This window comes from Enterococcus camelliae, from assembly GCF_042685105.1.
Taxonomy (GTDB): Bacteria; Bacillota; Bacilli; order Lactobacillales; family Enterococcaceae; genus Enterococcus_G; species Enterococcus_G camelliae.
In genome coordinates this window covers 90,889-115,654 of sequence record NZ_JBHUMO010000072.1, presented here as the reverse complement: position 1 = coordinate 115,654, position 24,766 = coordinate 90,889, and the positions used below count along the sequence as shown (strand labels likewise).

Below are 24,766 nucleotides of genomic sequence, written 5' to 3'. Positions count from 1 at the left end.
AATAAAGTTGGAAAACTCATTGACTTTTCCACAGGTTATACACAAGTGGAAAACTTTAACACAAACGATTCAACCATAGTTTTCCACAATATAAACAAGCCTATTACTACGACTATTTTTTATTTACCATTAAGTTTAAAGGAGTTGTCCATTATTATGAAAGTCACCTTACATCGAGGAACATTCATTCAAGAATTACAAACAGTTCAACGTGCTATTTCAAGTAAAACTACCATTCCCATCCTAACGGGCGTAAAAATTCAATTAAGTAATCAAGGTTTGACTCTTACTGGTAGCAATGCTGATATTTCCATTGAAACGTTTCTAAGTGTTCATGATGAAAAAGCCAATATGCAAATTGAACAAACAGGCGCGATTGTTTTACAAGCACGGTTTTTTAGTGAAATTGTTCGTCGCTTACCAGAAGAAACCTTTACACTTGAAGTCATTGAAAATAATCAAGTCTTGATTACTTCTGGAAAAGCTAGTTTTACTGTTAATGGCTTAGATGCAGATAATTACCCTCATTTACCAGTTGTCGAAACCAATCAACAATTGACCATTCCTGTAGAAATCGTCAATCAATTGATCAATGAAACTGTGTTTGCTGTTTCACAACACGAGAGTCGCCCGATTTTAACTGGGGTTCATATGACTTTAAAGAATAATCAACTTGTGGCCGTTGCTACGGATTCACACCGTTTAAGTCAACGAACCATTCCTTTAGAAAGTCAATCTGATCAAATCAATATTGTTATTCCAGGAAAAAGTTTGACAGAATTGTCTCGTTCTCTAGGAGAGAACGAGGAGCAACTTGAGATGAGTATCATGGAAAATCAAGTTTTATTTGAAACTGAGACGATGAAATTTTATTCTCGATTACTTGAAGGAACTTATCCAGATACCAATCGTTTAATCCCAACTAGTTTTAATACCGAAATTGAGTTTTCTGTTCCTGCCCTTTTAGCGGCAATCGAACGTGCTTCTTTATTGTCACATGAAGGACGAAACAACATTGTCAAACTATCTATATCCGATGAGGATGTGGTGTTATATGGAAATTCACCAGAAGTAGGAAAAGTTGAGGAATCACTAAATTACGAAAAAGTTAGTGGGGATCCTTTAGAAATTTCCTTTAATCCTGATTATATGAAAGCTGCCTTGCGTGCTTTCGGAGATACAACGATTGCAATCAAATTTATTTCCGCTATTCGTCCATTTACGCTGGAACCAACCGAGGGAGAAGCGAATTTTATTCAATTAATCACACCTGTACGCACGAATTGATTTTCAACGAAATGAAACAACACATGAAAATGAAGAAAATGATAACAAATACAAAAACAGGGCTTAAATGAACGTTTAAGCCCTGTTTTTTATTTTTATTAAAATCTATCAAAAATAGTTAACAAGCCGTATAACGAAATTTATAGGTGAAAATTTGTTTTATCCCTATTTTAAGGGTATAATAAAAGCATATGTCTAGCGAAGAATAGAGGGGAAAAATGAAAGAGAAAATCTTTTTGACATCAGAGTACATGACCTTAGGACAAATGCTAAAAGAAGCATCTATTATCAGTAGTGGTGGACAAGCCAAATGGTTTTTAGCAGAAAATAGTGTCTTTGTAGATGGGGAATTGGAAAACCGTCGTGGTCGCAAACTATACGGGAGCATGATGATCGAAATCCCTTCTTATGGGACATATTTTATAGCAAAGCAGGCTCAAAACGATGAGGTTGAATAGTCTAAAATTACGACATTTTCGTAATTATGACGAGTTGGATCTGACATTTTCTAAAGACTTGGTTATTTTTCTGGGAGAGAATGCACAGGGAAAAACCAATTTACTTGAAAGTATATATGTACTTGCGATGACACGAAGTCATCGCACGACAAATGAACAAGAATTAATTGAGTGGAATTATCCTGATGCCTATTTAGGTGGAATCATCGAGAAAAAGCAACAACAAATTCCACTCGAATTAGGATTAACGAAAAAGGGACGAAAAACCAAGGTTAACCATATTGAGCAAAAAAAATTGAGCAGTTATATTGGTCAATTAAATGTTATTTTATTTGCACCAGAAGATTTGTCATTAGTGAAGGGAACGCCACAATTACGTCGCAAATTTCTTGATATGGAAATCGGTCAAATTGATTCTGTATATTTATACAATTTGGTTCAATACCAACAAGTTTTGAAACAACGAAACCATTATTTAAAGCAGTTAGCTGAAAAAAAACAAACGGATCCACTGTATCTAGATATCTTGACGGAACAGTTAGTGACGTTTGGCAGCAAAATATTATGGACACGAATCAATTTTGTGAAACAGCTTGAGTATTGGGCGAATGCCTTGCATCAAACGATTAGTCAAAAGAAAGAAGAACTAACACTGCAATATGAGGTAACCGTACCTTTTCAATCAGTTACAACGATTGAAGAAATTGAGAGTGCGTACAATCAAGCTTTTCAAGCTATTCGCTCCAAAGAATTGTTTCGCCAAATGACCCTTATAGGTCCCCATAGAGATGAATTGATCTTCTTCATTAACGGAAAGAATGTACAAACGTATGGTTCTCAGGGGCAACAACGAACAACTGCACTGAGTATAAAATTAGCAGAAATTGATTTAATGAAAGCTGAAACGGGAGAATACCCTATCTTACTGCTAGACGATGTGATGAGCGAACTTGATGATTCCCGTCAAGTGCATTTACTGGAGGCGATTGAAGGGAAGGTGCAAACCTTTTTAACAACGACCACTCTGGAACATGTACGAGACAAAATGACCGTCCAACCCGCTATTTATCATGTGAATCAAGGAAAATTAGAAGGAGAGAATACGGAATGACTGAAGAGGAAAAAAGTTTAGTCGAACGCGCAAGAGAATACGATGCCAGTCAAATTCAGGTATTAGAAGGATTAGAAGCTGTTCGAAAACGTCCAGGAATGTATATCGGATCAACAAGTTCAGAAGGTCTACATCACTTAGTTTGGGAAATCGTTGATAATTCAATTGACGAAGCATTGGCAGGATTTGCCACAAAAATCGAAGTTGTCGTCGAAAAAGACAACAGTATTACGGTAACTGACGATGGACGTGGTATCCCTGTCGATATTCAAGCCAAGACTGGTCGTCCAGCTGTCGAAACGGTCTTTACTGTCCTCCATGCTGGAGGAAAATTTGGTGGAGGCGGATACAAAGTTTCTGGCGGGCTCCACGGTGTAGGGTCTTCCGTTGTTAATGCTCTTTCAACAACGTTGGATGTCAAAGTTTACAAAGAAGGCAAGGTCTATTTTCAAGAGTATCATCGAGGTGCAGTCGTTGATGATTTAACGATTATCGGAGAAACAGATCGCCATGGTACGGAAGTCCATTTTGTACCAGATCCTGAAATTTTTCGTGAAACGATTGAATTTGAATTTGAAAAATTAGCCACGCGGATTCGGGAACTAGCATTCTTGAATCGTGGCTTGCATATCTCCATTGAAGACAAAAGAAAAGAAACACCTGAAATCCGTCACTATCATTTTGAGGGTGGAATTAAGAGCTATGTTGAACATTTGAATGCCAACAAAACCGTTCTTTTCCCAGAACCAATTTATTTAGAAGGCAATCAACAAGAAATTAGTGTGGAAGTATCTATGCAATACACAGATGGGTATCACACCAATTTGTTAAGCTTTGCCAATAATATTCATACATATGAAGGCGGGACTCACGAATCGGGGTTTAAAACAGCTTTGACGCGTGTCATTAATGACTATGCTCGTAAGCAAAAATTAATGAAAGAGTCGGATGAAAATCTTTCCGGAGAAGATGTTCGCGAAGGATTAACAGCAGTTATTTCCATCAAACACCCTGATCCACAGTTTGAGGGACAAACCAAAACGAAATTAGGAAATTCTGAAGTTCGAACAGTGACAGATCGTTTGTTTTCAGAGCATTTTGCAAAATTTCTGATGGAAAATCCAACAGTGGGTCGACAAATTGTTGAGAAAGGTTTGCTGGCATCAAAAGCGCGGTTGGCTGCAAAGCGCGCGCGTGAAGTTACACGACGCAAAGGTGCGCTAGAGATTAGCAGTCTACCAGGTAAATTAGCAGATTGTTCGAGTCGTGAAGCGGACAAATGCGAATTGTTTATTGTCGAAGGGGATTCAGCCGGTGGATCAGCGAAACAAGGTCGAGATCGGGAATTTCAAGCAATCTTACCTATTCGTGGGAAAATTTTAAATGTTGAAAAAGCAAGCATGGACAAAATCCTGGCTAATGAAGAAATTCGCTCTTTATTTACAGCGATGGGAACAGGATTTGGGGCCGATTTTGATGTCGCGAAAGCACGTTATCATAAATTGGTGATTATGACGGATGCTGATGTGGATGGTGCGCATATTCGTACGTTGTTATTGACGTTGTTTTATCGGTATATGCGTCCAATCGTCGAAGCAGGTTATGTTTATATTGCTCAACCACCATTGTATGGAGTAAAGCAAGGGAAAAATATTACGTATGTTCAACCGGGCAAAAAGGCAGAAGATGAATTAAAGCGAATTGTCGCATCACTGCCAGCTTCGCCAAAACCTAATGTGCAACGGTACAAAGGTCTTGGGGAAATGGACGATCATCAACTTTGGGAAACAACGATGGATCCTGAAAATCGATTGATGCTTCAAGTAAGCGTCGATGATGCAATTGAAGCAGATCAGATTTTTGAAATGTTAATGGGTGATCGTGTAGAGCCGCGTCGAGCATTCATTGAAGAGAATGCACATTACGTGAAAAACCTGGATATTTAACGATCATAAAGGAGGAAGTTTAGTTGAGTGAAGAAGCAAAACAAAATATTCACAGCGTCAATTTGACAAGTGAAATGAAAGAGTCCTTTATTGATTATGCCATGAGTGTTATTGTTGCTAGGGCCCTTCCAGATGTAAGAGATGGCTTAAAACCCGTTCATCGGCGTATCTTATATGGTATGAATGAATTAGGAGTAACACCAGATAAGCCCCATAAAAAATCTGCCCGGATTGTCGGCGATGTCATGGGGAAATATCATCCACATGGAGATAGTGCTATCTATGAATCAATGGTTCGGATGGCGCAACCATTTAGTTACCGTTATATGCTCGTAGACGGTCATGGGAACTTTGGTTCAGTCGATGGTGATGGTGCTGCGGCGATGCGGTATACGGAAGCCAGAATGAGTAAATTAGCGGTTGAAATGTTACGAGACATTAATAAAGATACCGTTGATTTTCAAAGCAACTATGATGATACAGAGCGAGAACCGGCTGTTTTACCAGCTCGTTTCCCCAACCTACTAGTCAATGGAACGACAGGGATAGCTGTTGGGATGGCAACCAATATTCCACCACATAACCTGAATGAAGTCATTGCGGCCATTGATTTAGTCATGGACAATCCAGAAGTCACCACAAGTGAGTTGATGGAGGTATTGCCTGGTCCCGATTTTCCAACTGGTGGCATAGTCATGGGAAAATCTGGTATCCGACGCGCCTATGAAACGGGAAAAGGATCAATCATAGTTCGTGGCCGAGTTGAAATTGATGAGATAGCCAATGGAAAGGAACGGATTCTCATCACAGAATTGCCATACATGGTTAATAAAGCAAAATTAATTGAACGTATTTCTGAATTGCATCGTGACAAACGAATTGAAGGCATCACTGCTTTGCGCGATGAATCGAATCGCCAAGGCATGCGAATTGTGATTGAAGTGCGAAGAGATGTTAGTGCATCCGTCATTTTAAATAATATTTATAAAATGACGGCGTTACAATCTTCTTTTGGCTTTAACATGCTTGCAATTGAAAAAGGTGTTCCCAAAATTTTAAGCTTGAAACGCATTTTGGAAAATTACATCGAGCACCAAAAAGAAGTCATTACTAGACGAACAATTTTCGATAAGAAAAAAGCGGAAGCGCGCGCCCATATCTTAGAAGGATTACGGATTGCCTTAGACCATATTGATGAAATCATTGCGATTATACGTGGATCAAAAAGTGATGATGAGGCCAAGACCACGTTAATTGAACGGTTTGAGTTCTCTGATCGTCAAGCACAAGCAATCTTGGATATGCGTCTTCGTCGTTTAACAGGATTGGAACGCGAAAAAATTGAAAATGAATACCAAGAATTGTTGAAATTTATCTCTGATTTGGAAGACATTCTTGCACGCCCAGAACGTGTCGTGCAAATCATCAAAGAAGAATTACAAGACTTAGGAAATCGGTTTGGTGACAAACGTCGAACAGAACTACTTGTTGGTGAAGTATTGTCTTTAGAAGATGAAGATTTAATTGAAGAAGAAGAAATTGTGATTACTTTGACCAATAATGGCTATATTAAGCGAGTAGCCAATACTGAATTCCGGGCACAACGTCGTGGAGGTCGTGGTGTTCAAGGAATGGGTGTCCATGATGAAGATTTCGTCAAAACATTGGTTTCATGCTCAACGCATGATGTTGTATTGTTCTTTACGAACGCTGGTAAAGTGTACAAGGCGAAGGGCTACGAAATTCCGGAATATGGTCGTACTGCGAAAGGAATTCCAGTTATCAATCTATTAGGAATTGATTCCTCTGAGCGAATCCAAGCAATCATTGCTGTCAAAGACCATGATTCATCAGAACAGTATCTCTTTTTCACTACGAAATTGGGAATCGTCAAACGAACGGCGGTGCAAGCCTTCTCCAATATCCGCAGTAATGGGTTGATTGCTATTGGCTTAAAAGATCAAGATGAGTTGGTCAATGTATTACAAACTACTGGCAATGATCCAATCATTATTGGCACACATGGTGGCTATTCAGTTACTTTCTCGGAAAGCGCAGTTCGAGACATGGGTCGGACCGCTGCAGGTGTCAGAGGCATTCGTTTACGTGAAGAAGACTATGTAGTTGGTACGGCTATCCTGTCTCCAGAAAACGAAGTACTCGTTATTACTGAAAATGGTTATGGAAAACGAACAGCCAGTAAAGAGTACCCAATCAAAGGCCGCGGTGGAAAAGGAATTAAGACCGCGAATATTACCACGAAAAATGGTCCTTTGGCTGGTTTGACAACCGTAACAGGAGATGAAGATATATTAGTAATCACTGATAAAGGGGTTATTATTCGCTTTAATGTGGCCGCTGTTTCGCAAACAGGACGCGCAACACTCGGTGTTCGGTTGATGAAAATGGAAGACGATGCAAAAGTTGTGACAATGGCTAGAGTTGAACCTGAAGAACAAGAAGAGATTGAACAAACAGAATCTACAGAGAATGAAACGAACGATTAAAACAATTAGGGGAATGTTTACACATTGGTAAACATTCCTTCTTTTTTTGCGTAATTATCTATTGAGAAGAGAAGAAGCGGATTGAAAAGAAAAACCTTGCGTTTTCGTTGATAATTATGTATAATTTTTGTTTGTGAGTAGTCAAAAGACAACTCTCTCTGCTCTTAGAGAATTTAAGAGCCAAAGTCCATAGGGAGGTGAAAAATCAATGAACAATACGAACTATGAAATTTTATACATTATTCGTCCTAACATTGATGAAGAAGCAAAATCAGCTTTAATCGAACGTTTCGATTCCATCTTGAAAGATAACGGAGCTGAAGTTATCGAATCAAAAGATTGGGAAAAACGCCGTCTAGCGTACGAAATGAACGGATTCCGTGAAGGTATCTATCACATCGTTAAAGTTTCTTCTCCATCATCAGCGAGTGCTGTTAGCGAATTTGATCGTCTTGCAAAAATCAACGACGATATCATTCGCCACATGATTGTGAAAGAAGAAAAATAATTGTTTCACGTGAAACAAAAACGATGAGGAGATGATGAACCTTGATTAACAACGTTGTATTAGTTGGAAGATTAACAAGAGACCCAGAATTACGTTATACCGCCAATGGTGCGGCTGTGGCAACTTTTTCATTAGCTGTCAATCGTAATTTTACAAACCAAAGTGGCGAGAGAGAAGCAGATTTCATCAACTGTGTTATTTGGCGTAAACCAGCGGAAACGCTAGCCAATTATGCTCGTAAGGGAACACTTCTAGGAGTAACTGGCAGAATTCAAACCAGAAACTATGAGAATCAACAAGGACAAAGAGTGTATGTAACGGAAGTCGTTGCAGAAAACTTCCAATTGTTAGAATCTCGGTCATCTTCAGAACGCCGTGGAACAGATACCGGTTTTAGTGGGAATCAATCGACAAACTTTAACAGTAATCAAAACCAAACATCTCAACAATCAAGCGGAATGCCAAATTTTGATCGCGACACTTCTGATCCATTCGGAAGTTCATCAATTGACATTTCAGACGATGACTTACCATTCTAGAAAATTTTTGATAGGAGGGAAACAGAATGGCACAACAAAGAAGAGGCGGACGTAAACGTCGTAAAGTAGACTATCTAGCAGCTAATCATATTGAATATGTTGACTACAAAGATATTGAATTACTAAAAAGATTCATTTCAGAACGTGGAAAAATTTTACCACGTCGTGTAACAGGTACTGGTGCTAGAAACCAACGTAAATTAACAATTGCTATCAAACGCGCACGTATCATGGGGTTATTACCTTTTGCTACTGAAGAATAATTAGTTTGTAAAAAAAGAATCTCACAATGTGAGGTTTTTTTTTTACAAATCAATCTCACAAGCGTTGCACATCTGTTGTTTATTGTTTCATGTGAAACATGTTCAAAACTAGGAGAGCAATCAAGTTTATGGTAGAATAGATTATGAGTTTCGCGGATATATACAGATAAAAATGGGTTCAATATGTTGATAGATTAGGGTATTGTATGGGTAAATATGAGGAGTAATAATATGACAGCGATAGGAATTATCTCATTAGATAATTACGATGATATCATTGATCGAATGGATGATAAGTATATTTCGTCTTTAAATACATTAGTTACGACAATGATTTCAGATTGGGCAAATGATAACCGTATTTTTTATAAACGGATCAATTCTGAACGATATTTTTTTGTAGCTAAAGAAGCTGATATTGAACGAATGAAGGAAAATCAATTTGTTTTATTAAAACAAGTGAAAGAGGCAGAAATTAATAGCGAATTTGTTTTAACATTAAGCATGGGGATTGCTTATGGTGAAATGGACATTGAAAAAGTTGGTGAAGTCGCACAAAACAATCTTGATTTAGCTCAAGCTCGTGGTGGTGATCAAGTCGTTGTGAAAGATGTAGATCCCAATGCCAAACCACAGTTTTTTGGAGGCAATACGGATGGAACTATCCGTCGAACCCGGACTCGATCTCGTGCCATGAGCCTTGCGCTAAAGAAAATTTTCCTAGAAAATCATAAAATTTTTGTCATGGGGCATCGGTTTCCTGATATGGATGCCATGGGTGCAGCCTTTGGTATTGCTAGTCTAGCTAAATTAGTTAAAAGAGAAGCATATGTTCTATTTAATCGGGATGAAATTAATCCAGATATGACACGCTGCTTAACAGAGTTGGATAAATATACCGAATTGGAAAACATGTTAATCACTGAAAAAGAAGCGCTAGCTAAAATTGACAATCGCAGTGTCCTGGTTATGGTGGATTATCATAAACCGTCATTATCAATCTCTCAGAATGTTTATGACGCATTTGAAAAAATCATTATCATTGATCATCATCGTCGTGGAGATGAATTTCCTAATAAACCATTGTTAACGTATATTGAAACATCCGCCTCTTCGGCATCTGAACTTGTATCTGAGTTCATACAATTTCAAACCAATCACAAAAATCGGTTACCTAAGTTTGTCCCTACGCTTTTATTGGCAGGAATTTATGTTGATACAAAAAGTTTTGCGGTTCGTACGACGGGAAAAACGTTTGATATGGCTAGTTTCTTAAAATCCCAAGGAGCAGATATCGCATTAGTGCAATATCTTTTAAGTTCGGATTTGGATTCTTACTTGTCAATTAGTCGTTTAGTCGCTAGAAGTGCGTATTATCGAAAAGATATTGTGGTCTCTGTAGCAGATGACCGGGAAATTTATGATGGAGTAACAGTTGCAAAAACGGCAGATACCCTACTTTCATTAAATGGCATTCATGCATCATTTGTAATTACTAAGCAGGCTGGTGGCGTAATAGGTATTAGTGCAAGAAGCTCTGGAAAAATTAATGTTCAAACAATTATGGAAGCTTTAGGGGGAGGCGGGCATTTCACCAATGCTGCAACCCAAATTAAAGGAAAAAATCTGGATGAAGTCCAGCAAGAATTGTTTCAAGAATTAGATAAACTAGAAAGTACCAAGGAGTGACAATGATGAAAGTAATTTTTTTAGCTGATGTAAAAGGAAAAGGAAAAAAAGGAGAAATAAAAGAGGTTTCGACAGGATACGCGCAAAACTATCTTTTAAAAAAACACTTGGCAAAAGAGGCAACCAAAGAAGCGATAGCTGAATTAAAAGGAAAACAAAACGCACAAGCAAAATATGAAGAGGAAATTTTTAGCGAAGCGCAAAAGTTGAAAAAGGTTTTAGAAGACGAAACAACTGTTGTAAGATTGCAGGCGAAAGCTGGTCAAGACGGACGTTTATTTGGATCAATTCCTTCAAAACAGATAACAGATGCACTCGAACAACAATATAAAATAAAGATTGATAAAAGAAAAGTTGATTTAAAACAACCGCTTAGAAGTTTAGGATATGCAGATATACCAGTGAAGTTACATCCCGAACTTGTTTCTTCTATTCGTGTCCATATTGACGAAATAAAGTAAAAATGGACTAAATAGTCAGACAGTAAGAAACAACTGTTGAATCACTTTTTCCTCTTTTTAACAAATCAGATTGAAAGAAATATAGGAGCGAAACGCATGAATGAAGTTTGGCAAGATCGCATTCCGCCTCAAGATATTGAAGCAGAACAAGCAGTCTTAGGTGCGATTTTTTTAGATAATGATGCAATCATTGATGCAATGGAAATTCTTGAGCCTAGAGCATTTTATCGCCGTGCCCATCAATTAATTTTTCAGGCAATGGTTCAATTAAATGATCGCAATGAAGCAATTGATGTGATTACTTTAAAAGCGGAACTTGAAAGCAGTCAATCATTAGAAGATATTGGTGGGATATTGTATTTGACAGAATTAAGTCAATCTTCCCCTTCTTCGGCTAGTATTAGTTATTATGCCAAAATTGTTGAGGATAAAGCAATTTTACGCAGTTTGATTCATACCGCAAATCAAATTGTTACAAAGGGATTTGAACAAGGTGATGATGTTCAAACAATCATAGATGATGCGGAAAGAAGTATTTTAGAAGTCACTGAGAAACGCAATAGTTCGGGATTTAAGTCCATTGCGGATGTGTTAAATACGGCTATTGAAAATATTGATCAGCTTGCCCAGCAGGGGGAAGCAATCACCGGTTTACCAACAGGATATCAAGCATTAGATAAGATGACTGCCGGATTGCATAAGGAAGAGCTAATTATTATTGCAGCAAGACCGGCAGTCGGGAAGACCGCTTTTGCGTTGAATATTGCACAAAATATTGGTACAAAAACCGATCAGGCAGTAGCCATCTTTAGCTTGGAAATGGGTGCAGAATCACTTGTGAATCGGATGCTTTGTGCAGAAGGGTCAATCCAGGCCGGTAATTTACGTACAGGGCAACTAACAGATGAGGAATGGCGAGCGCTAATTGTAGCTATGGGTAGTTTATCGCGAGCGAATATCTATATTGATGATACGCCGGGAATTAAAATTTCTGAAATACGGGCACGATGCCGAAAATTAGCCCAAGAAAAAGGAAATTTAGGATTAATAATGATTGATTATTTACAATTGATTGAAGGAACGGGACGTGAAAGTCGGCAACAAGAAGTTTCTGAAATTTCACGTCAATTAAAGAAGCTGGCTAAAGAGTTGAAAGTACCTGTTATTGCCTTGTCTCAGTTATCACGTGGTGTTGAACAAAGACAAGATAAGCGTCCTGTATTAAGTGACATTCGTGAATCTGGATCAATTGAACAAGATGCAGATATTGTCGCTTTTCTTTATCGTGATGACTATTATGAACGCGAGGGAAATCAAGAAGAGGATCATGAAGAAAAGGAAGTAAATAATAAAGTAGAAGTTATTATTGAAAAAAATCGAAGTGGTGCTCGAGGAACGGTCGAATTATTGTTTATAAAGGAATACAATAAATTTTCTTCTCTATCGCTAAGAGAGGATTTTGTATAAACAATTTTTTATCAGGAATAAAAAAACATCTGTCTCAGATGTTTTTTTTTGCGTTATAAGGAGAATGCTATCAAACTAAGATTCATTTAAGTTCCCCTTTCTATAGTTGTAGTAAAGAAAATGAAAGCGGGGATTTGATGAACAAAAAAAAGAGTTTAATTGGTAGCGTATTGCTACTATTTGGAATAAGTAGTTTATTTTTGTTTTATAGCTACAAGGTTGCCGGAGAGTCAGAAGGGGATTCAAGTGATACTCCATTAGCAGATCTCTTGACAAGTACGAATGGGGAAAATATCGAAGTTCTTGACTATACTGACTTAGCTATTACACAAGTCAGTGATATTTATAAAGAAAAAAACCAAAATAAAATTTCAGACAAATTAACAAAACTTGAGTCAGAACATGCATATACCTTAGAAAACCCATTAGTAGTCTCCAATCCGTATTTAACCAATACAACGGGTTTGTACGTCTATTTTACGACGGAAGAAGCAACAAAGATTACTTACACGATACAAACAAAAGGATACGCATCCTTTTCACAAGGCTTGGCAAATGATGACAATGAAGAATATACCAAAACACATGTTTATCAAATCATTGGAAGTATTGCGGGATTAGAAAATAACATATCGATTACAAGTACTTCTGAATCAGGTGAAAAGAAGACAACTACAATTACATATACACCACCTGCGTATTACACAACAGATAATAACGCCTATACGGTAGAGGATGGTACTAGTACGACAGAATTATCGAATGGGTTATATGCAATTATCGGAAATCGAGATGAAGAAAAAGGAAGAGCTACTTATTATGTGGACAATGACGGAATAGTTCGAGCAGAAATCCCTATAGTCGGTTACAATTCTCTCCGTCTTGTTCCTACCGATGATCAGCAAATGTATTACGCCATTTCATCATCAAAAATTGCCAAAATAAATCGTTTGGGCAAAGTGACACAAGTCTTATCATTAGCAAATACCGATTATGTGTTGCACCATGATTTTGTTTTATCAAGTGATGGAAAAACGATTCTCGCATTGGCTACTAGCAAAACTGCCGAGGAAGAAGAAAATATTGTTGAAGATCGAGTAGTGAAAATAAATTTGTTAGATGGCAGTGTATCTGAGGTTGTTAATTTTGAGACGTTGGTACCAAGCCTGTATGAACAAGCAACGGATTTGGAAGAGCACAGTAATAATATTGGCAAATTAGATCCCATTCATTTAAATACCATCCAAGTAGTCGATAATGGTTCAATTATTGTTAGTTCGAGAGAAACTTCGACAATTATGAAGTTATCCCTTGGTCAGTCAAGCGAAGATGCGGCGATTACGTATATGATGGCTGATGATTCTATTTGGGAAGGAATCGGCGAGTATCGTCATCTTTTACTTACTAAAACGAATAACTTTTTGTCACAAGCGGGGCAACATTCTGTGACTTATGAGACAGATGAAACCTTAAAAGATGGTCAGTATTATTTATCGATGTTTAGCAATAATTCGACGGTCATGGATTCTAGAAGTAGTAGCTATGATTGGGAAAACTTTGGTATGGATACAACGGCCAAAGAGCGTTCTTCTATGGGAGAAACTTCATATTATTATCGATATCTGGTAGATGAAACAGAAGGAACATATACATTGATTCAGTCATTCAAGGTTCCTTATTCTGCATATATTAGTAGTGTCGAACAGTATAATGACAATATTATAGTTGATTCCGGCGCACAGGCATCATTTGCTGAATACGATGAGAATGGTACATTGATTCGTCGTTTCTCGAAAAAAAGTGGCACAAAATTTATTTATCGAACCTATAAAATGAGTTTCAACGGTTTCTATTTTGCGTAATTCAAAAAAAAGAGCGACGATAATGTTCGTATTTAAGCCGTTTTTTTAAATTGTAAACTTCTAACATTCGATTTTTGGTTGAAATCTGTTGGGAAAATTGCTACAATGTTTTGGGAATACAACAAATACAGAAAGAGGTATTCATATGTCATCAGTAGTAGTAGTTGGAACGCAGTGGGGCGATGAAGGAAAAGGAAAAATCACCGATTTTCTCAGTGAAAATGCTGAAGTGATTGCTCGTTATCAAGGTGGAGACAATGCGGGACACACGATTCAATTCAACGGTGTAACCTACAAATTGCACTTAATTCCTTCTGGTATTTTTTACAAGGAAAAAATTAGTGTTATTGGGAATGGGGTTGTTGTCAATCCTAAGTCGCTTGTTAAAGAATTGGCTTACTTAGCAGAACATAAAATAAACACTGACAATTTACGTATTTCTGATCGAGCACATGTTATTTTGCCTTATCATATCAAATTAGATCAATTGCAAGAAGAAGCAAAGGGTGTCAATAAGATTGGGACTACTAATAAAGGCATTGGCCCAGCTTATATGGATAAAGCAGCGCGCGTAGGTATTCGCATTGCAGATTTATTGGACAAAGAAATTTTCGAAGAACGATTACGATTAAACTTAGAGGATAAAAATCGTCAATTTGTACGGATGTTTGATTCTGAACCACTAGCATTTGAGGATATTTTTGAAGAATATTACGAATATGGGCAACAAATTAAACAATATGTAACCGATACTTCGGTGATTCTTAATGATGCACTAGATGAAGGAAAACGGGTTTTATTTGAAGGTGCTCAAGGAGTTATGTTGGACATTGATCAAGGGACATACCCATTTGTTACTTCTTCAAATCCAGTGGCTGGTGGCGTTACAATTGGTAGTGGGGTTGGCCCATCCAAAATTAATAAAGTTGTTGGCGTATGTAAAGCATATACTTCACGTGTAGGGGATGGACCATTTCCTACCGAATTGTTTGATGAAACTGGTAGTCAAATTCGTGAAGTTGGTCGTGAGTATGGGACAACCACTGGACGACCACGAAGAATCGGTTGGTTTGATTCTGTTGTTATGCGTCACTCTCGTCGTGTTTCAGGAATTACAAATCTGTCGCTTAATTCGATTGATGTTTTAAGTGGTTTAGAAACAGTGAAAATTTGTACTGCGTATGAACTGGATGGTCAATTGATTTATCACTATCCAGCTAGCTTAAAAGAATTGCAACGATGCAAACCAGTCTATGAAGAACTACCGGGTTGGTCAGAAGATATTACCAGTTGCAAAACATTAGCTGATTTACCAGAAAATGCACGAAACTACGTGCGCCGCGTCTCAGAGTTGGTCGGCGTTCGAATTTCAACTTTCTCAGTTGGCCCGGATCGGACCCAAACAAACATTTTAGAAAGTGTCTGGTCTCAAATTTAAATACGATGAACACCGAAAGAAGTGCTTCTTTCGGTGTTTTTGCAATATGCTTAACTACTTTAGATAGTTAGAGAGTCGAAAGAGAAACGGATGTGAAGAAATGCAAGAATTTATTGAGAAGCGAATCAAAAAAATGACAGCTTATGGCCAATCTTTACCTGGAGCAGAGGTCTATTTCCGAGAGGACTGGGGGACTGTCTATTTTTCGCTTTTAGGAAAACAATTTGGGTTGATGAATCCTGCAGCAGACCCGCAAGCCAAGATTACTTTAAAAAATTTACCGAAAAAAAATGAAGAGTTACGAGAACTTTACTCTGGAGCAATCATTCCTGGGTATTATGCAAATAAAACACACTGGAATTCAGTGTTGCTTTCTTCAAAAGAAGTATCTGATGAACAAATCGAACAACTGATTTTTGAATCTTATCAATTAGTGAGAGCAAAATTAACGAAGAGTGAACGAAAAACACTATTAATGAATGACTAGAGATAACGTGATTTCTTTTGCATTGAGTTAGTAGCTGGATTCTGTGGAATTGATAAAGAGGAGGAAAAATAGATGCGGTTTACGATAGCAATTGATGAAGAATTATCTTTTATTTTTCCAATGCCAGAAATGGCAGAAGAAATTTTTGATGTCCTTAATCAAAATCGTCAACATTTAGGCGAATTTTTGGATTTTATACCGAAAACAAAGACAATTGATGATGAAAAAACATACCTCAAAATGAAGTTACAAGGCATGGTGAATGAAACGGATTGCTTATTTGTCATCGCTAAAAAAGAGACGTTGATTGGGATGATTGACTTGCATTTTATCGATAAAGAGATAAAAAAAGCAGAAATCGGGTATTGGTTAGCGAAGGACTATACCAAACAAGGAATCATGAAAAAAGCTGTTCGCGCGTTATGTACTTACGCGTTTGACACACTAGAATTAAAGAAATTGTCCATTCGAGCGGTGCAAGAAAATCAAGCAAGTAACCAAGTAGCTAGAGCGAGTGGATTTACGTTTGTTGGTACATTAAGACAAGATAGCTTATTGTACGGTGAACCAAGAAATTTATGTTTATATGAGCGATTGAGTACCGATTCATAAGAGATAAAGAAAAAATATCATCAATTTTTTTTGAACAAATTATTTTTTTGATAAAATTAGTCAAACTCTTCTAAATTATTTCTCTCACTAAAGGTTTTTCCTATTTCACTAGGAAAAAAATGAGCATTCTTTCTTGTTAAAAGTAAATAAAAGAGAATCGAATGGAAAAGAATTCTTTTAGATAAGCATGGCTGAAACACACTTATTATTTTTCATGTAAACTATATAGTATCAAACCAATCTGTTTGATAAAAATGATTATCAGAGAGGAAGTTGCTATTATGGGATTTATTTGGTCTTTAATTGTGGGTGCTATTATCGGTGTGGTTGCAGGTGCAATTACAAATAAAGGTGAATCAATGGGATGGATAGCGAATATTGCCGCTGGGTTAATTGGTTCAGCTGTCGGTCAAGCACTTTTTGGAAATTGGGGTTGGAAACTGGCTGGAATGGCTGTTTTTCCTTCAATTTTAGGAGCAGTCATTGTCGTAGCTGTTATTTCCTTCTTTTTAGGAAAAAAATAATTTGTCTAGTGAAAAGGAGACTCGCAATCTTGCGAGTCTCCTTTTTCTATTCCCTGAAATTTGGCTTTCCCCTTAAGCATAAAGTGTGGCTACACGTTTTTGCAGTTCGGGATTTTCCAAAAATTCGTCGTAGGTTGTTTCTGCGCGATCAACCACACCTTTATCAGAAACGGCAATTATTCGATTAGCCAGAGTTTGAATGAATTGGTGATCGTGCGAAGCAAATAGCAATGCGCCTGTAAAGGACATTAAGCCATCATTTAATGCTGTAATGGATTCCAAATCTAAATGATTTGTAGGATCATCTAACACCAATACATTGGCTTTAGAGAGCATCATTTTCGATAGCATGCAGCGGACTTTTTCCCCACCAGAAAGGACATTTACAGGTTTTAATACTTCATCTCCAGAGAATAGCATTCTTCCTAGGAAACTCCTCAAGAAAGTATTGTCGTCTTCTTCTTTGCTTGCGTATTGGCGTAGCCAGTCAAGAATGGTCATAGCACTCGCGAATTCATTGCTGGTATCTTTTGCTAAATAGGCTTGACTAGTGGTCACACCCCAACGAACGGTCCCAGTGTCTGGAGTTAAATCGCCCATGATAACTTTAAACAAAATGGTTGTTGTGATGTCATCTTTTGCAATAAAGGCGACTTTGTCTTCTTTGTTCAATGTAAAAGAAATGTTGTCTAATATTTTTTTTCCATCAATTGTTACGCTAACATTTTCAACTTGTAGTAAATCATTTCCAATTTCGCGTTCTGGCTTAAAGCCAACAAATGGATAACGACGAGAAGAGGGTTGAATATCATCTAGCGTAATTTTATCAAGCATTTTTTTCCGTGACGTTGCTTGCTTTGATTTCGAAGCATTGGCACTGAAACGAGCGATAAATTCTTGTAATTCTTTTATTTGTTCTTCTTTTTTGGCATTCGCATTGGCTTGTAACTTGGTAGCTAACTGGCTTGATTCCAGCCAAAAATCATAATTACCAACGTATAACTTGATTTTTCCAAAATCAAGATCCGCCATGTGGGTACAGACCTTATTTAAAAAATGTCGGTCATGGGATACAACAATCACAGTATTATCAAAATTAATCAAAAATTCTTCTAACCAATTAATTGATTGAATATCCAGTCCATTGGTTGGTTCATCAAGTAAAAGTACATCTGGTTTGCCAAATAAAGCCTGAGCAAGTAAAACTTTCACCTTTTGACCAGCTGTTAATTCTTTCATTTTGACATGATGCAGTGCTTCAGGAATATTTAATCCTTGTAAGAGAACGGCTGCTTCGGGCTCAGCTTCCCAACCATCCAATTCAGCAAATTCACCTTCTAGTTCTGCTGCACGAATGCCATCTTCATCACTGAAATCCTCTTTCATATAAATAGCATCTTTTTCTTTCATCACATCATAAAGACGTTTGTGTCCCATAATCACTGTTTCAATTACAGGATAGTCTTCAAAATCAAAGTGATTTTGACGCAATACGGCCAAACGTTCATCAGGTCCTAAAGAAACATTGCCTGTTGAAGGTTGAATATCACCTGCTAATATTTTCAAGAAGGTTGATTTCCCTGCACCATTTGCACCAATTAATCCATAACAATTTCCGGGCGTAAATTTAATATTTACATCATCAAAAAGTTTGCGATCTGAAAAGTGCAAACTCACATCACTTACTGTAATCAACGCATTTCCTCACTTTATCTATATTTGACCGCAGTCTTATAAGATTATAGCGGTCACAGTCGAAACTTTCAAGAAAATCAGATGATTTATCTAAGGATCAGTGCTTATCCGATGCCAAACTGTTCATCCAATAAGTTTGATTGATATTTTCAAGGTAAATGACAATCTTTGCGGTTTTTCCTTCTGTTTCATCAATATCTCGTGCAACACCACGAACAATATAGTGTTTGCCGCGACCAGTCAACTTTAACATATCCCCAGTTCGTGGAATTTCGTCAATTTCACTATCAACATAATGTTTTGTATATAAATCAATAAAACGTACTTGGTACATTTTTTTCTCCTACCTTTTCATTTTTTGCTATCCCCAACATTTTTAGTGTAAACGTTTTACATCGTTCTGTAAAGTTTCAGAGGGATAGAAAAGTAGGAAATAAAAAAACTGTTCGATTCACTTCGGTGAATCGAACAGCGATGGGAATGGTCCATTAGTGTCGAATTTGACCATTTCCGTATACAATGTACTTGATTGAAGTTAATTCATGCAAGCCCATTGGCCCGCGGGCATGAATCTTTTGGGTAGAGATACCAATTTCAGCACCAAATCCAAAGACGTAACCATCTGTAAACCGTGTAGAAGCATTGACATAAACAGCAGCGGCATCTACTTCTTTTAGAAATTTTTGAGAAGCCCCATAATTATCCGTAATGATAGCTTCAGAGTGTTTGGTATTGTATTTATTAATATGGACAATTGCTTCTTCTAAGGAATCCACCACTTTAATAGCTAAAATATAGTCCAGATATTCGGTGGACCAGTCTGCTTCTGTTGCTGGCAGTGCTGTTTTTAGGTAGTCCATTGCTCGTTCATCTGCATGAATTTCAATTTGATTGGCAATCAAAGCCTCTTCAATTTTCGGTAAAAAGAAGGGCGCAACTTCATGGTGAATTAACAAGGTCTCCATCGCGTTACAAACAGATGGTCGTTGAGCTTTTGCATTGATGATAATGGGGATGGCCATATCTAATTGTGCATGGCGGTCCACGTAAACATGATTATTGCCTGTTCCGGTTTCGATGACAGGAACGGTAGCTGTTTGCTTGACTCTGCGTATAAGACCGGCTCCACCACGAGGAATTAAGACGTCAAGGTAGTCAGTTAGTTGCATAAGTGCTTTAGCAGTTTCATGGGAAGTATCATCCACAAATTGAATGGCATAAGGTGCTAGTTGAGCTTCTAGCAAGGCATCCTGTAAAATTTGTACTAACTGTTGATTTGAATGAAATGCTTCTTTCCCGCCACGTAAAATCACTGCATTGCCTGATTTAAAACAGAGGCTTGCTGCATCCGTGGTCACGTTTGGTCGTGATTCATAAATAATACCAATGACTCCCAGGGGTACTCTTTGTTGGCCAATGAGCAGTCCATCGGTATTTTTCCACATCTTATCGACATTCCCGATTGGGTCAGGTAGCTGAGCCACTTGTCGCATGCCATTAGCCATTTCCTGAATGCGCTCTGGTGTCAAGCGCAGCCGGTCTTTCATGACATCACGAATTTTATTTTCCTCTGCTTGGTTGAGGTCTAGAGTGTTTGCGATTAAGATATCATCTGTTCGTTTTTCTAGGGCGTCAGCCATTTGGTTTAATAATTCATTCTTTTTGGCTGTTTCTAACAGACCTAATTGATAGGCACTGTCTTTGGCTTGTTTGCCCAAAGTTTGTAAATCGATCATTGCGCTTCCTCCTTAAATAATGTTCCCACGGGTTGTCCTGCTAAAATTGCAAAAATAATTTTCGGGTGTTTTCCGTTTGCTAGGACCATAGCATGTTTTGCTGCAAGGATCCGTTGAGCTGCTTTGAGTTTGCTCATCATGCCACCAGTACCATAACGACTGCCTTTTCCAGTTGCTTGTTCCATCAACTCTTTTGTAATTGCTGTAATATGAGGATAAAGGGTAGCATCAGTATTTGTTAACGGGTTGTCAGAATAAAACCCATCAATATCGGAGAGCATGATTAATAAGTCGGCTTGAATTAATTCCGCAACGATAGCGGATAATTGGTCATTGTCACCAAATTTTGTTTGATGATCTAGCTCTTCAACCGCTACAGTATCATTTTCGTTAATAATTGGGATAATATTCATATGAACAAGCTGTTCTAGTGTGTTAATAACATTTTGTCGACTCTTTGGGTACTCGACAATATCTCGCGTCAGTAATAATTGAGCGGTTTGTTGGCTGTAAGTTAAGAAACGTTGATTGTAAATATCCATCAACGCGGCTTGACCGACAGCTGCAACGGCTTGTTGTTCAGGGATAGCGGACGGACGTTTTTGCATATGCAATTTGTTCATACCTACGCCAATTGCACCTGACGATACTAATATGATTTCTTTTCCTTGATTTCGTAAATCACTCAAAACAAAAGCTAGTTCATCAATTCCAGCTAAATTAATGTTTCCATTTGGATACATCAAAGAACTTGTACCAATTTTAATGACGATTCGTTTGGCCTCTTTTAATGTTGCACGCATCGTTACACCTCAAATTTTCATTTTTCTCGTGTTTCTCTCATTTTACCTATAAAACGTGCATTCGTCATGTATATTTTCTTAAAAAAAAATGTAAGTTAAAGGAGAGATGTTTTTTTTTGGTTTTTTCGCCGTATTATGAGGATAGAGTGTACAATAAGATGAGAGTCATGAATAGAAAGTGATTCCTGTTTTTATGATAGAATAAGACAAGTCATTTATTAGGAGGGTCAGATAGATTGGAAAAAAAACGTGGATTTGAAGTACTTTCCACTTATAAAAATAAAGAAATCCATCTGCCAACTCGTGCAACCAAAAAAGCAGCTGGTTATGATTTTGAAGCATCTGAGGAAGTGGTAATTCCAAGTATCATCAAGAATTTTTTGAGTCAAAGAGGCGTGCCAAAGGAATTAAAAGGAATTAAGCCAACACTTGTACCTACTGGCGTTAAGGCGTATATGGGTGCAGATGAGTATTTGCAACTAGCCAACCGTTCTAGTAACCCGTTAAAACGCTTTTTACTGTTAGGGAATGGTATTGGTGTGATTGATGCAGATTATTATAATAATGCTGCGAATGAGGGGCATATCATGTTTCAGTTTTTGAATATTGGTTTGAGTGATGTCGTGATAAAAAAAGGAGAAAGAATTGGTCAAGGGATATTTCTTCCCTTTTTAAAAGCAGATGATGATCATGCCTATGAAGAACGCAAGGGCGGTTTTGGATCATCAGGTAAGTAAAGAGGGATAGTCGATGGCAAAAAAAGCAAAGACTCAATTTGAATGTCAACATTGTGGCTATATTTCACCTAGGTATTTAGGCAAGTGCCCACAATGCCATAGTTGGAATTCAATGGTTGAAGAAAAAGTACAAGATACAACTGATCGCCGTTCGCGAACCACAATCACTGGTCAAAAAATGAAACCGACACGTCTTGCAGATGTTGTCCCTAAAAAAGAACCGCGAGTAAAAACAGAACTGGATGAATTAAACCGAGTGCTGGGTGGAGGGGTTGTTCCAGGTTCGTTAATTCTGCTTGGCGGTGATCCAGGGATTGGCAAATCGACCTTATTGCTGCAAGTTTCTCAACAATTAGCTGCAACGGGTGGTACGGTCCTTTATGTATCAGGAGAAGAGAGCGCTGAACAAATTAAACTGCGCGCAACGCGTTTAGGTGTCGTTAATGACGAATTTTATCTTTATGCGGAGACGGATATGTCGGACATTCGCAAAGCAATCGAGGAATTGACACCGCAATATGTTATTATCGATTCAATTCAGACAATGACCCAACCCGATATTACGAGCGTTGCTGGTAGTGTTAGCCAAGTTCGAGAAACGACTGCTGAGCTTTTAAAGATTGCGAAAACCAATGGCATTGCCATCTTTATCGTTGGGCATGTGACCAAAGAAGGATCAATTGCAGGACCGAGAATGTTGGAACATATGGTGGATACTGTTTTATATTTTGAAGGAGAGCAGCATCAGAGTTTTCGTATTCTACGGGCAGTAAAGAACCGTTTTGGGTCAACGAATGAAATTGGTATTTTTGAAATGGTAGAAGGCGGGTTACGCGAAGTAGCCAATCCGTCACAAGTTTTTTTAGAAGAGCGCCTTGCTGGAGCTACAGGATCGGCTATCGTCGTGGCGATGGAGGGGAGTCGTCCCATCTTGGTTGAAATTCAGGCACTGATTACTCCCACCATGTTTGGTAATGCAAAACGCACAACAACGGGTTTGGATTTTAATCGGGTTTCATTGATTATGGCCGTATTAGAAAAACGAACGGGGTTATTGCTTCAAAATCAAGATGCGTATTTAAAAGCTGCTGGTGGGGTAAAATTAAATGAACCAGCAATTGATTTGGCAATCGCGATTAGCATTGCGTCTAGTTACAAAGAGAAAGGGACCAAGCCAACCGAATGTTTTATCGGAGAAATTGGTTTAACTGGCGAAATTCGGCGTGTGAATGCGATTGAGCAACGAGTCAAAGAAGTCCAAAAATTAGGCTTTACAAAGGTTTATTTGCCCAAAAATAACCTACAAAACTGGGAGCCACCTACCTCAATTGAAATTGTTGGGGTTGCAACGTTATCTGAAGCGTTAAAAAAAGTTTTTTCATAAATGAAAAATGAAATGGAGGGAAGCATGTGAAAAAACGAGTTATAAATGTGTTAATGGCTCTCGCTGGTATTAGCTTAGGCTTATCTATCTTACCGTTGGCTTGGAAGACAATTGGTCAAACACAGAATCATTGGTTAAATAACAATGTTACAAATAGTATCATTGGTGGACTTATTTTTTATTTATTTTCTTTATTAGTGGCTGACTATGTATTACGGGTTATTCGTAGGACGGAAGAAAAACTAAGCGAGTTTAGCTTGCCCTATATTCTATTTGGAGCAGCTGGCATTATTATTGGCTTATTAATTGGGGTTATTGTTTCGATTCCTTTTTTTAATTGGAATGTCCCTTTTGTGAGCAGTGTTGTTCCAGTGGTCTTGATGAGTGCGCTTGGTTATTTGGGTTTTCGTATGGGAACGACTCGGATTGACGAGTGGCGAAAAGTATTTATTACAAAGCCAAAGAAGACCGAAGAACCTGATGGGCAGTTATTGGATCGTAAGAGCACAGAACATTTCCGAAAGTACAAAATTTTAGATACGAGTGTCATTATTGACGGACGCATCTATGATATTGCGAAAACCGGTTTTATCGAAGGAACGTTACTTATTCCAAATTTTGTTCTGTATGAATTACAATACATTGCTGATTCAGGTGATAGTTTAAAGCGTGTACGTGGTCGCAGAGGCTTAGATATTTTAAACGCACTTCAAGAGGAGAATGGAATTGAAGTCGAAATGTATGAAGGAGACTTTGAGGAGATTGCGGAAGTTGATAGCAAATTGTTGAAGCTAGCCAAACAGCTTGATGGAATCGTCGTAACGAATGATTTTAATTTGAATAAAGTTGCTTCTTTCCAAAATGTGCCCGTTTTAAATATTAATGCTTTAGCAAATGCTGTCAAACCCGTCGTCATTCCTGGTGAAACCATGCAGGTTCTAGTCGTCAAGGCTGGGACAGAACGGCAACAAGGAGTGGCATACTTGGATGACGGTACGATGGTTGTGGTCGAAGATGGTCAGCATTTTATGAATGAACGCATTCAAGTCATCGTAACAAGTGCATTACAGACTGCGGCAGGACGGATGATTTTTGCTAAGCCGGATCATGCCACACGCGGTATTAGTAATTCTGAAGAAAAAAACAATCATAAGGGAAACAAAAAATAGAAAACGAAGGAAGGTTGTTCAGTTGACTTTACTATTCACGCCAATGAATGTACAATTCAATTGAACAGCTTTTTCAAAGCAAT

The 24,766-nt window shown here is 37.9% G+C and carries 23 protein-coding genes; 19 read left to right on the top strand and 4 right to left on the bottom strand.

What is annotated here, in order from left to right; genetic code table 11:
- Window positions 1–156 precede the first annotated feature (156 nt).
- The 16 genes from dnaN (at window position 157) to ACFSR0_RS11675 (ending at window position 17,159) form a co-directional block, all read left to right on the top strand.
- Window positions 157–1,287 carry a DNA polymerase III subunit beta gene (gene dnaN / locus ACFSR0_RS11750; RefSeq protein ID WP_379982958.1) on the top strand — a complete coding sequence of 377 codons (1,131 nt, stop codon included), beginning with the start codon at window positions 157–159 and terminating at the stop codon, window positions 1,285–1,287.
- A gap of 218 nt (window positions 1,288–1,505) precedes the next feature.
- Complete coding sequence (gene yaaA / locus ACFSR0_RS11745; protein WP_379982956.1) at window positions 1,506–1,745, top strand: S4 domain-containing protein YaaA; 240 nt, start codon at window positions 1,506–1,508, stop codon at window positions 1,743–1,745.
- A complete protein-coding gene (gene recF, locus ACFSR0_RS11740; protein ID WP_379982954.1) occupies window positions 1,732–2,856 on the top strand; it encodes a DNA replication/repair protein RecF in 1,125 nt (374 codons plus the stop codon). The genes yaaA and recF overlap by 14 nt, the downstream gene beginning before the upstream one ends.
- Window positions 2,853–4,802, top strand: a complete 1,950-nt coding sequence (gene gyrB, locus ACFSR0_RS11735) for a DNA topoisomerase (ATP-hydrolyzing) subunit B (protein ID WP_379982952.1) — start codon at window positions 2,853–2,855, stop codon at window positions 4,800–4,802. The genes recF and gyrB overlap by 4 nt, the downstream gene beginning before the upstream one ends.
- Window positions 4,803–4,825: 23 nt before the next feature.
- Complete coding sequence (gyrA, locus tag ACFSR0_RS11730) at window positions 4,826–7,309, top strand: DNA gyrase subunit A (protein ID WP_379982950.1); 2,484 nt, start codon at window positions 4,826–4,828, stop codon at window positions 7,307–7,309.
- Window positions 7,310–7,517: 208 nt separating this feature from the next.
- Window positions 7,518–7,817 (top strand): 30S ribosomal protein S6, encoded by a 300-nt coding sequence (rpsF, locus tag ACFSR0_RS11725; RefSeq protein ID WP_379982948.1) that lies wholly within the window; start codon window positions 7,518–7,520, stop codon window positions 7,815–7,817.
- A 41-nt stretch (window positions 7,818–7,858) separates the two neighbouring features.
- Window positions 7,859–8,356: a single-stranded DNA-binding protein gene (gene ssb, locus ACFSR0_RS11720; RefSeq protein WP_379982946.1), complete on the top strand. Its 498-nt coding sequence runs from the start codon at window positions 7,859–7,861 to the stop codon at window positions 8,354–8,356.
- Between the two features lie 26 nt (window positions 8,357–8,382).
- Complete coding sequence (rpsR, locus tag ACFSR0_RS11715) at window positions 8,383–8,619, top strand: 30S ribosomal protein S18 (RefSeq protein ID WP_379982944.1); 237 nt, start codon at window positions 8,383–8,385, stop codon at window positions 8,617–8,619.
- A gap of 231 nt (window positions 8,620–8,850) precedes the next feature.
- Complete coding sequence (locus tag ACFSR0_RS11710) at window positions 8,851–10,308, top strand: DHH family phosphoesterase (protein WP_379982942.1); 1,458 nt, start codon at window positions 8,851–8,853, stop codon at window positions 10,306–10,308.
- Window positions 10,309–10,313: 5 nt separating this feature from the next.
- A complete protein-coding gene (rplI, locus tag ACFSR0_RS11705) occupies window positions 10,314–10,769 on the top strand; it encodes a 50S ribosomal protein L9 (RefSeq protein WP_379982940.1) in 456 nt (151 codons plus the stop codon).
- Between the two features lie 96 nt (window positions 10,770–10,865).
- Window positions 10,866–12,236, top strand: a complete 1,371-nt coding sequence (gene dnaB / locus ACFSR0_RS11700) for a replicative DNA helicase (protein WP_379982938.1) — start codon at window positions 10,866–10,868, stop codon at window positions 12,234–12,236.
- A 137-nt stretch (window positions 12,237–12,373) separates the two neighbouring features.
- Window positions 12,374–14,098, top strand: a complete 1,725-nt coding sequence (locus ACFSR0_RS11695; RefSeq protein ID WP_379982936.1) for an aryl-sulfate sulfotransferase — start codon at window positions 12,374–12,376, stop codon at window positions 14,096–14,098.
- Window positions 14,099–14,243: 145 nt separating this feature from the next.
- Window positions 14,244–15,536 (top strand): adenylosuccinate synthase, encoded by a 1,293-nt coding sequence (locus tag ACFSR0_RS11690; protein WP_379982934.1) that lies wholly within the window; start codon window positions 14,244–14,246, stop codon window positions 15,534–15,536.
- Window positions 15,537–15,636: 100 nt separating this feature from the next.
- Window positions 15,637–16,023, top strand: coding sequence for an MmcQ/YjbR family DNA-binding protein (locus ACFSR0_RS11685; RefSeq protein WP_379982932.1), 387 nt, complete (start codon window positions 15,637–15,639; stop codon window positions 16,021–16,023).
- 72 nt (window positions 16,024–16,095) lie between these two features.
- Window positions 16,096–16,635, top strand: coding sequence for a GNAT family N-acetyltransferase (locus ACFSR0_RS11680; RefSeq protein ID WP_379982930.1), 540 nt, complete (start codon window positions 16,096–16,098; stop codon window positions 16,633–16,635).
- Window positions 16,636–16,916: 281 nt separating this feature from the next.
- Window positions 16,917–17,159 (top strand): GlsB/YeaQ/YmgE family stress response membrane protein, encoded by a 243-nt coding sequence (locus ACFSR0_RS11675; protein ID WP_379982928.1) that lies wholly within the window; start codon window positions 16,917–16,919, stop codon window positions 17,157–17,159.
- A 72-nt stretch (window positions 17,160–17,231) separates the two neighbouring features.
- On the opposite strand, the gene ACFSR0_RS11670 is transcribed toward ACFSR0_RS11675, so the two are convergent.
- The 4 genes from ACFSR0_RS11670 to proB all read right to left on the bottom strand — a co-directional run bounded on the left by ACFSR0_RS11670 (window position 17,232) and on the right by proB (window position 21,393).
- Entirely contained in the window at window positions 17,232–18,854 is a 1,623-nt protein-coding gene (locus ACFSR0_RS11670) for an ABC-F family ATP-binding cassette domain-containing protein (RefSeq protein WP_379982926.1), read from the bottom strand.
- Window positions 18,855–18,951: 97 nt separating this feature from the next.
- On the bottom strand, window positions 18,952–19,188 hold the full coding sequence (locus tag ACFSR0_RS11665) for a hypothetical protein (RefSeq protein ID WP_379982924.1): 237 nt from the start codon (window positions 19,186–19,188) through the stop codon (window positions 18,952–18,954).
- A 154-nt stretch (window positions 19,189–19,342) separates the two neighbouring features.
- A complete protein-coding gene (locus ACFSR0_RS11660; protein WP_379982922.1) occupies window positions 19,343–20,590 on the bottom strand; it encodes a glutamate-5-semialdehyde dehydrogenase in 1,248 nt (415 codons plus the stop codon).
- Window positions 20,587–21,393, bottom strand: a complete 807-nt coding sequence (gene proB, locus ACFSR0_RS11655; RefSeq protein WP_379982920.1) for a glutamate 5-kinase — start codon at window positions 21,391–21,393, stop codon at window positions 20,587–20,589. The genes ACFSR0_RS11660 and proB overlap by 4 nt, the downstream gene beginning before the upstream one ends.
- Before the next feature lie 236 nt (window positions 21,394–21,629).
- Here proB and ACFSR0_RS11650 point away from each other — a divergent pair, with 236 nt between their 5' ends.
- From ACFSR0_RS11650 to ACFSR0_RS11640, 3 genes are read left to right on the top strand one after another with little or no spacing between them, the layout of a single operon-like run.
- Complete coding sequence (locus ACFSR0_RS11650) at window positions 21,630–22,130, top strand: dUTP diphosphatase (protein WP_379982918.1); 501 nt, start codon at window positions 21,630–21,632, stop codon at window positions 22,128–22,130.
- 13 nt (window positions 22,131–22,143) lie between these two features.
- A complete protein-coding gene (gene radA / locus ACFSR0_RS11645; protein WP_379982916.1) occupies window positions 22,144–23,514 on the top strand; it encodes a DNA repair protein RadA in 1,371 nt (456 codons plus the stop codon).
- A gap of 26 nt (window positions 23,515–23,540) precedes the next feature.
- A complete protein-coding gene (locus tag ACFSR0_RS11640; RefSeq protein ID WP_379982914.1) occupies window positions 23,541–24,683 on the top strand; it encodes a PIN/TRAM domain-containing protein in 1,143 nt (380 codons plus the stop codon).
- Window positions 24,684–24,766 lie beyond the last annotated feature (83 nt).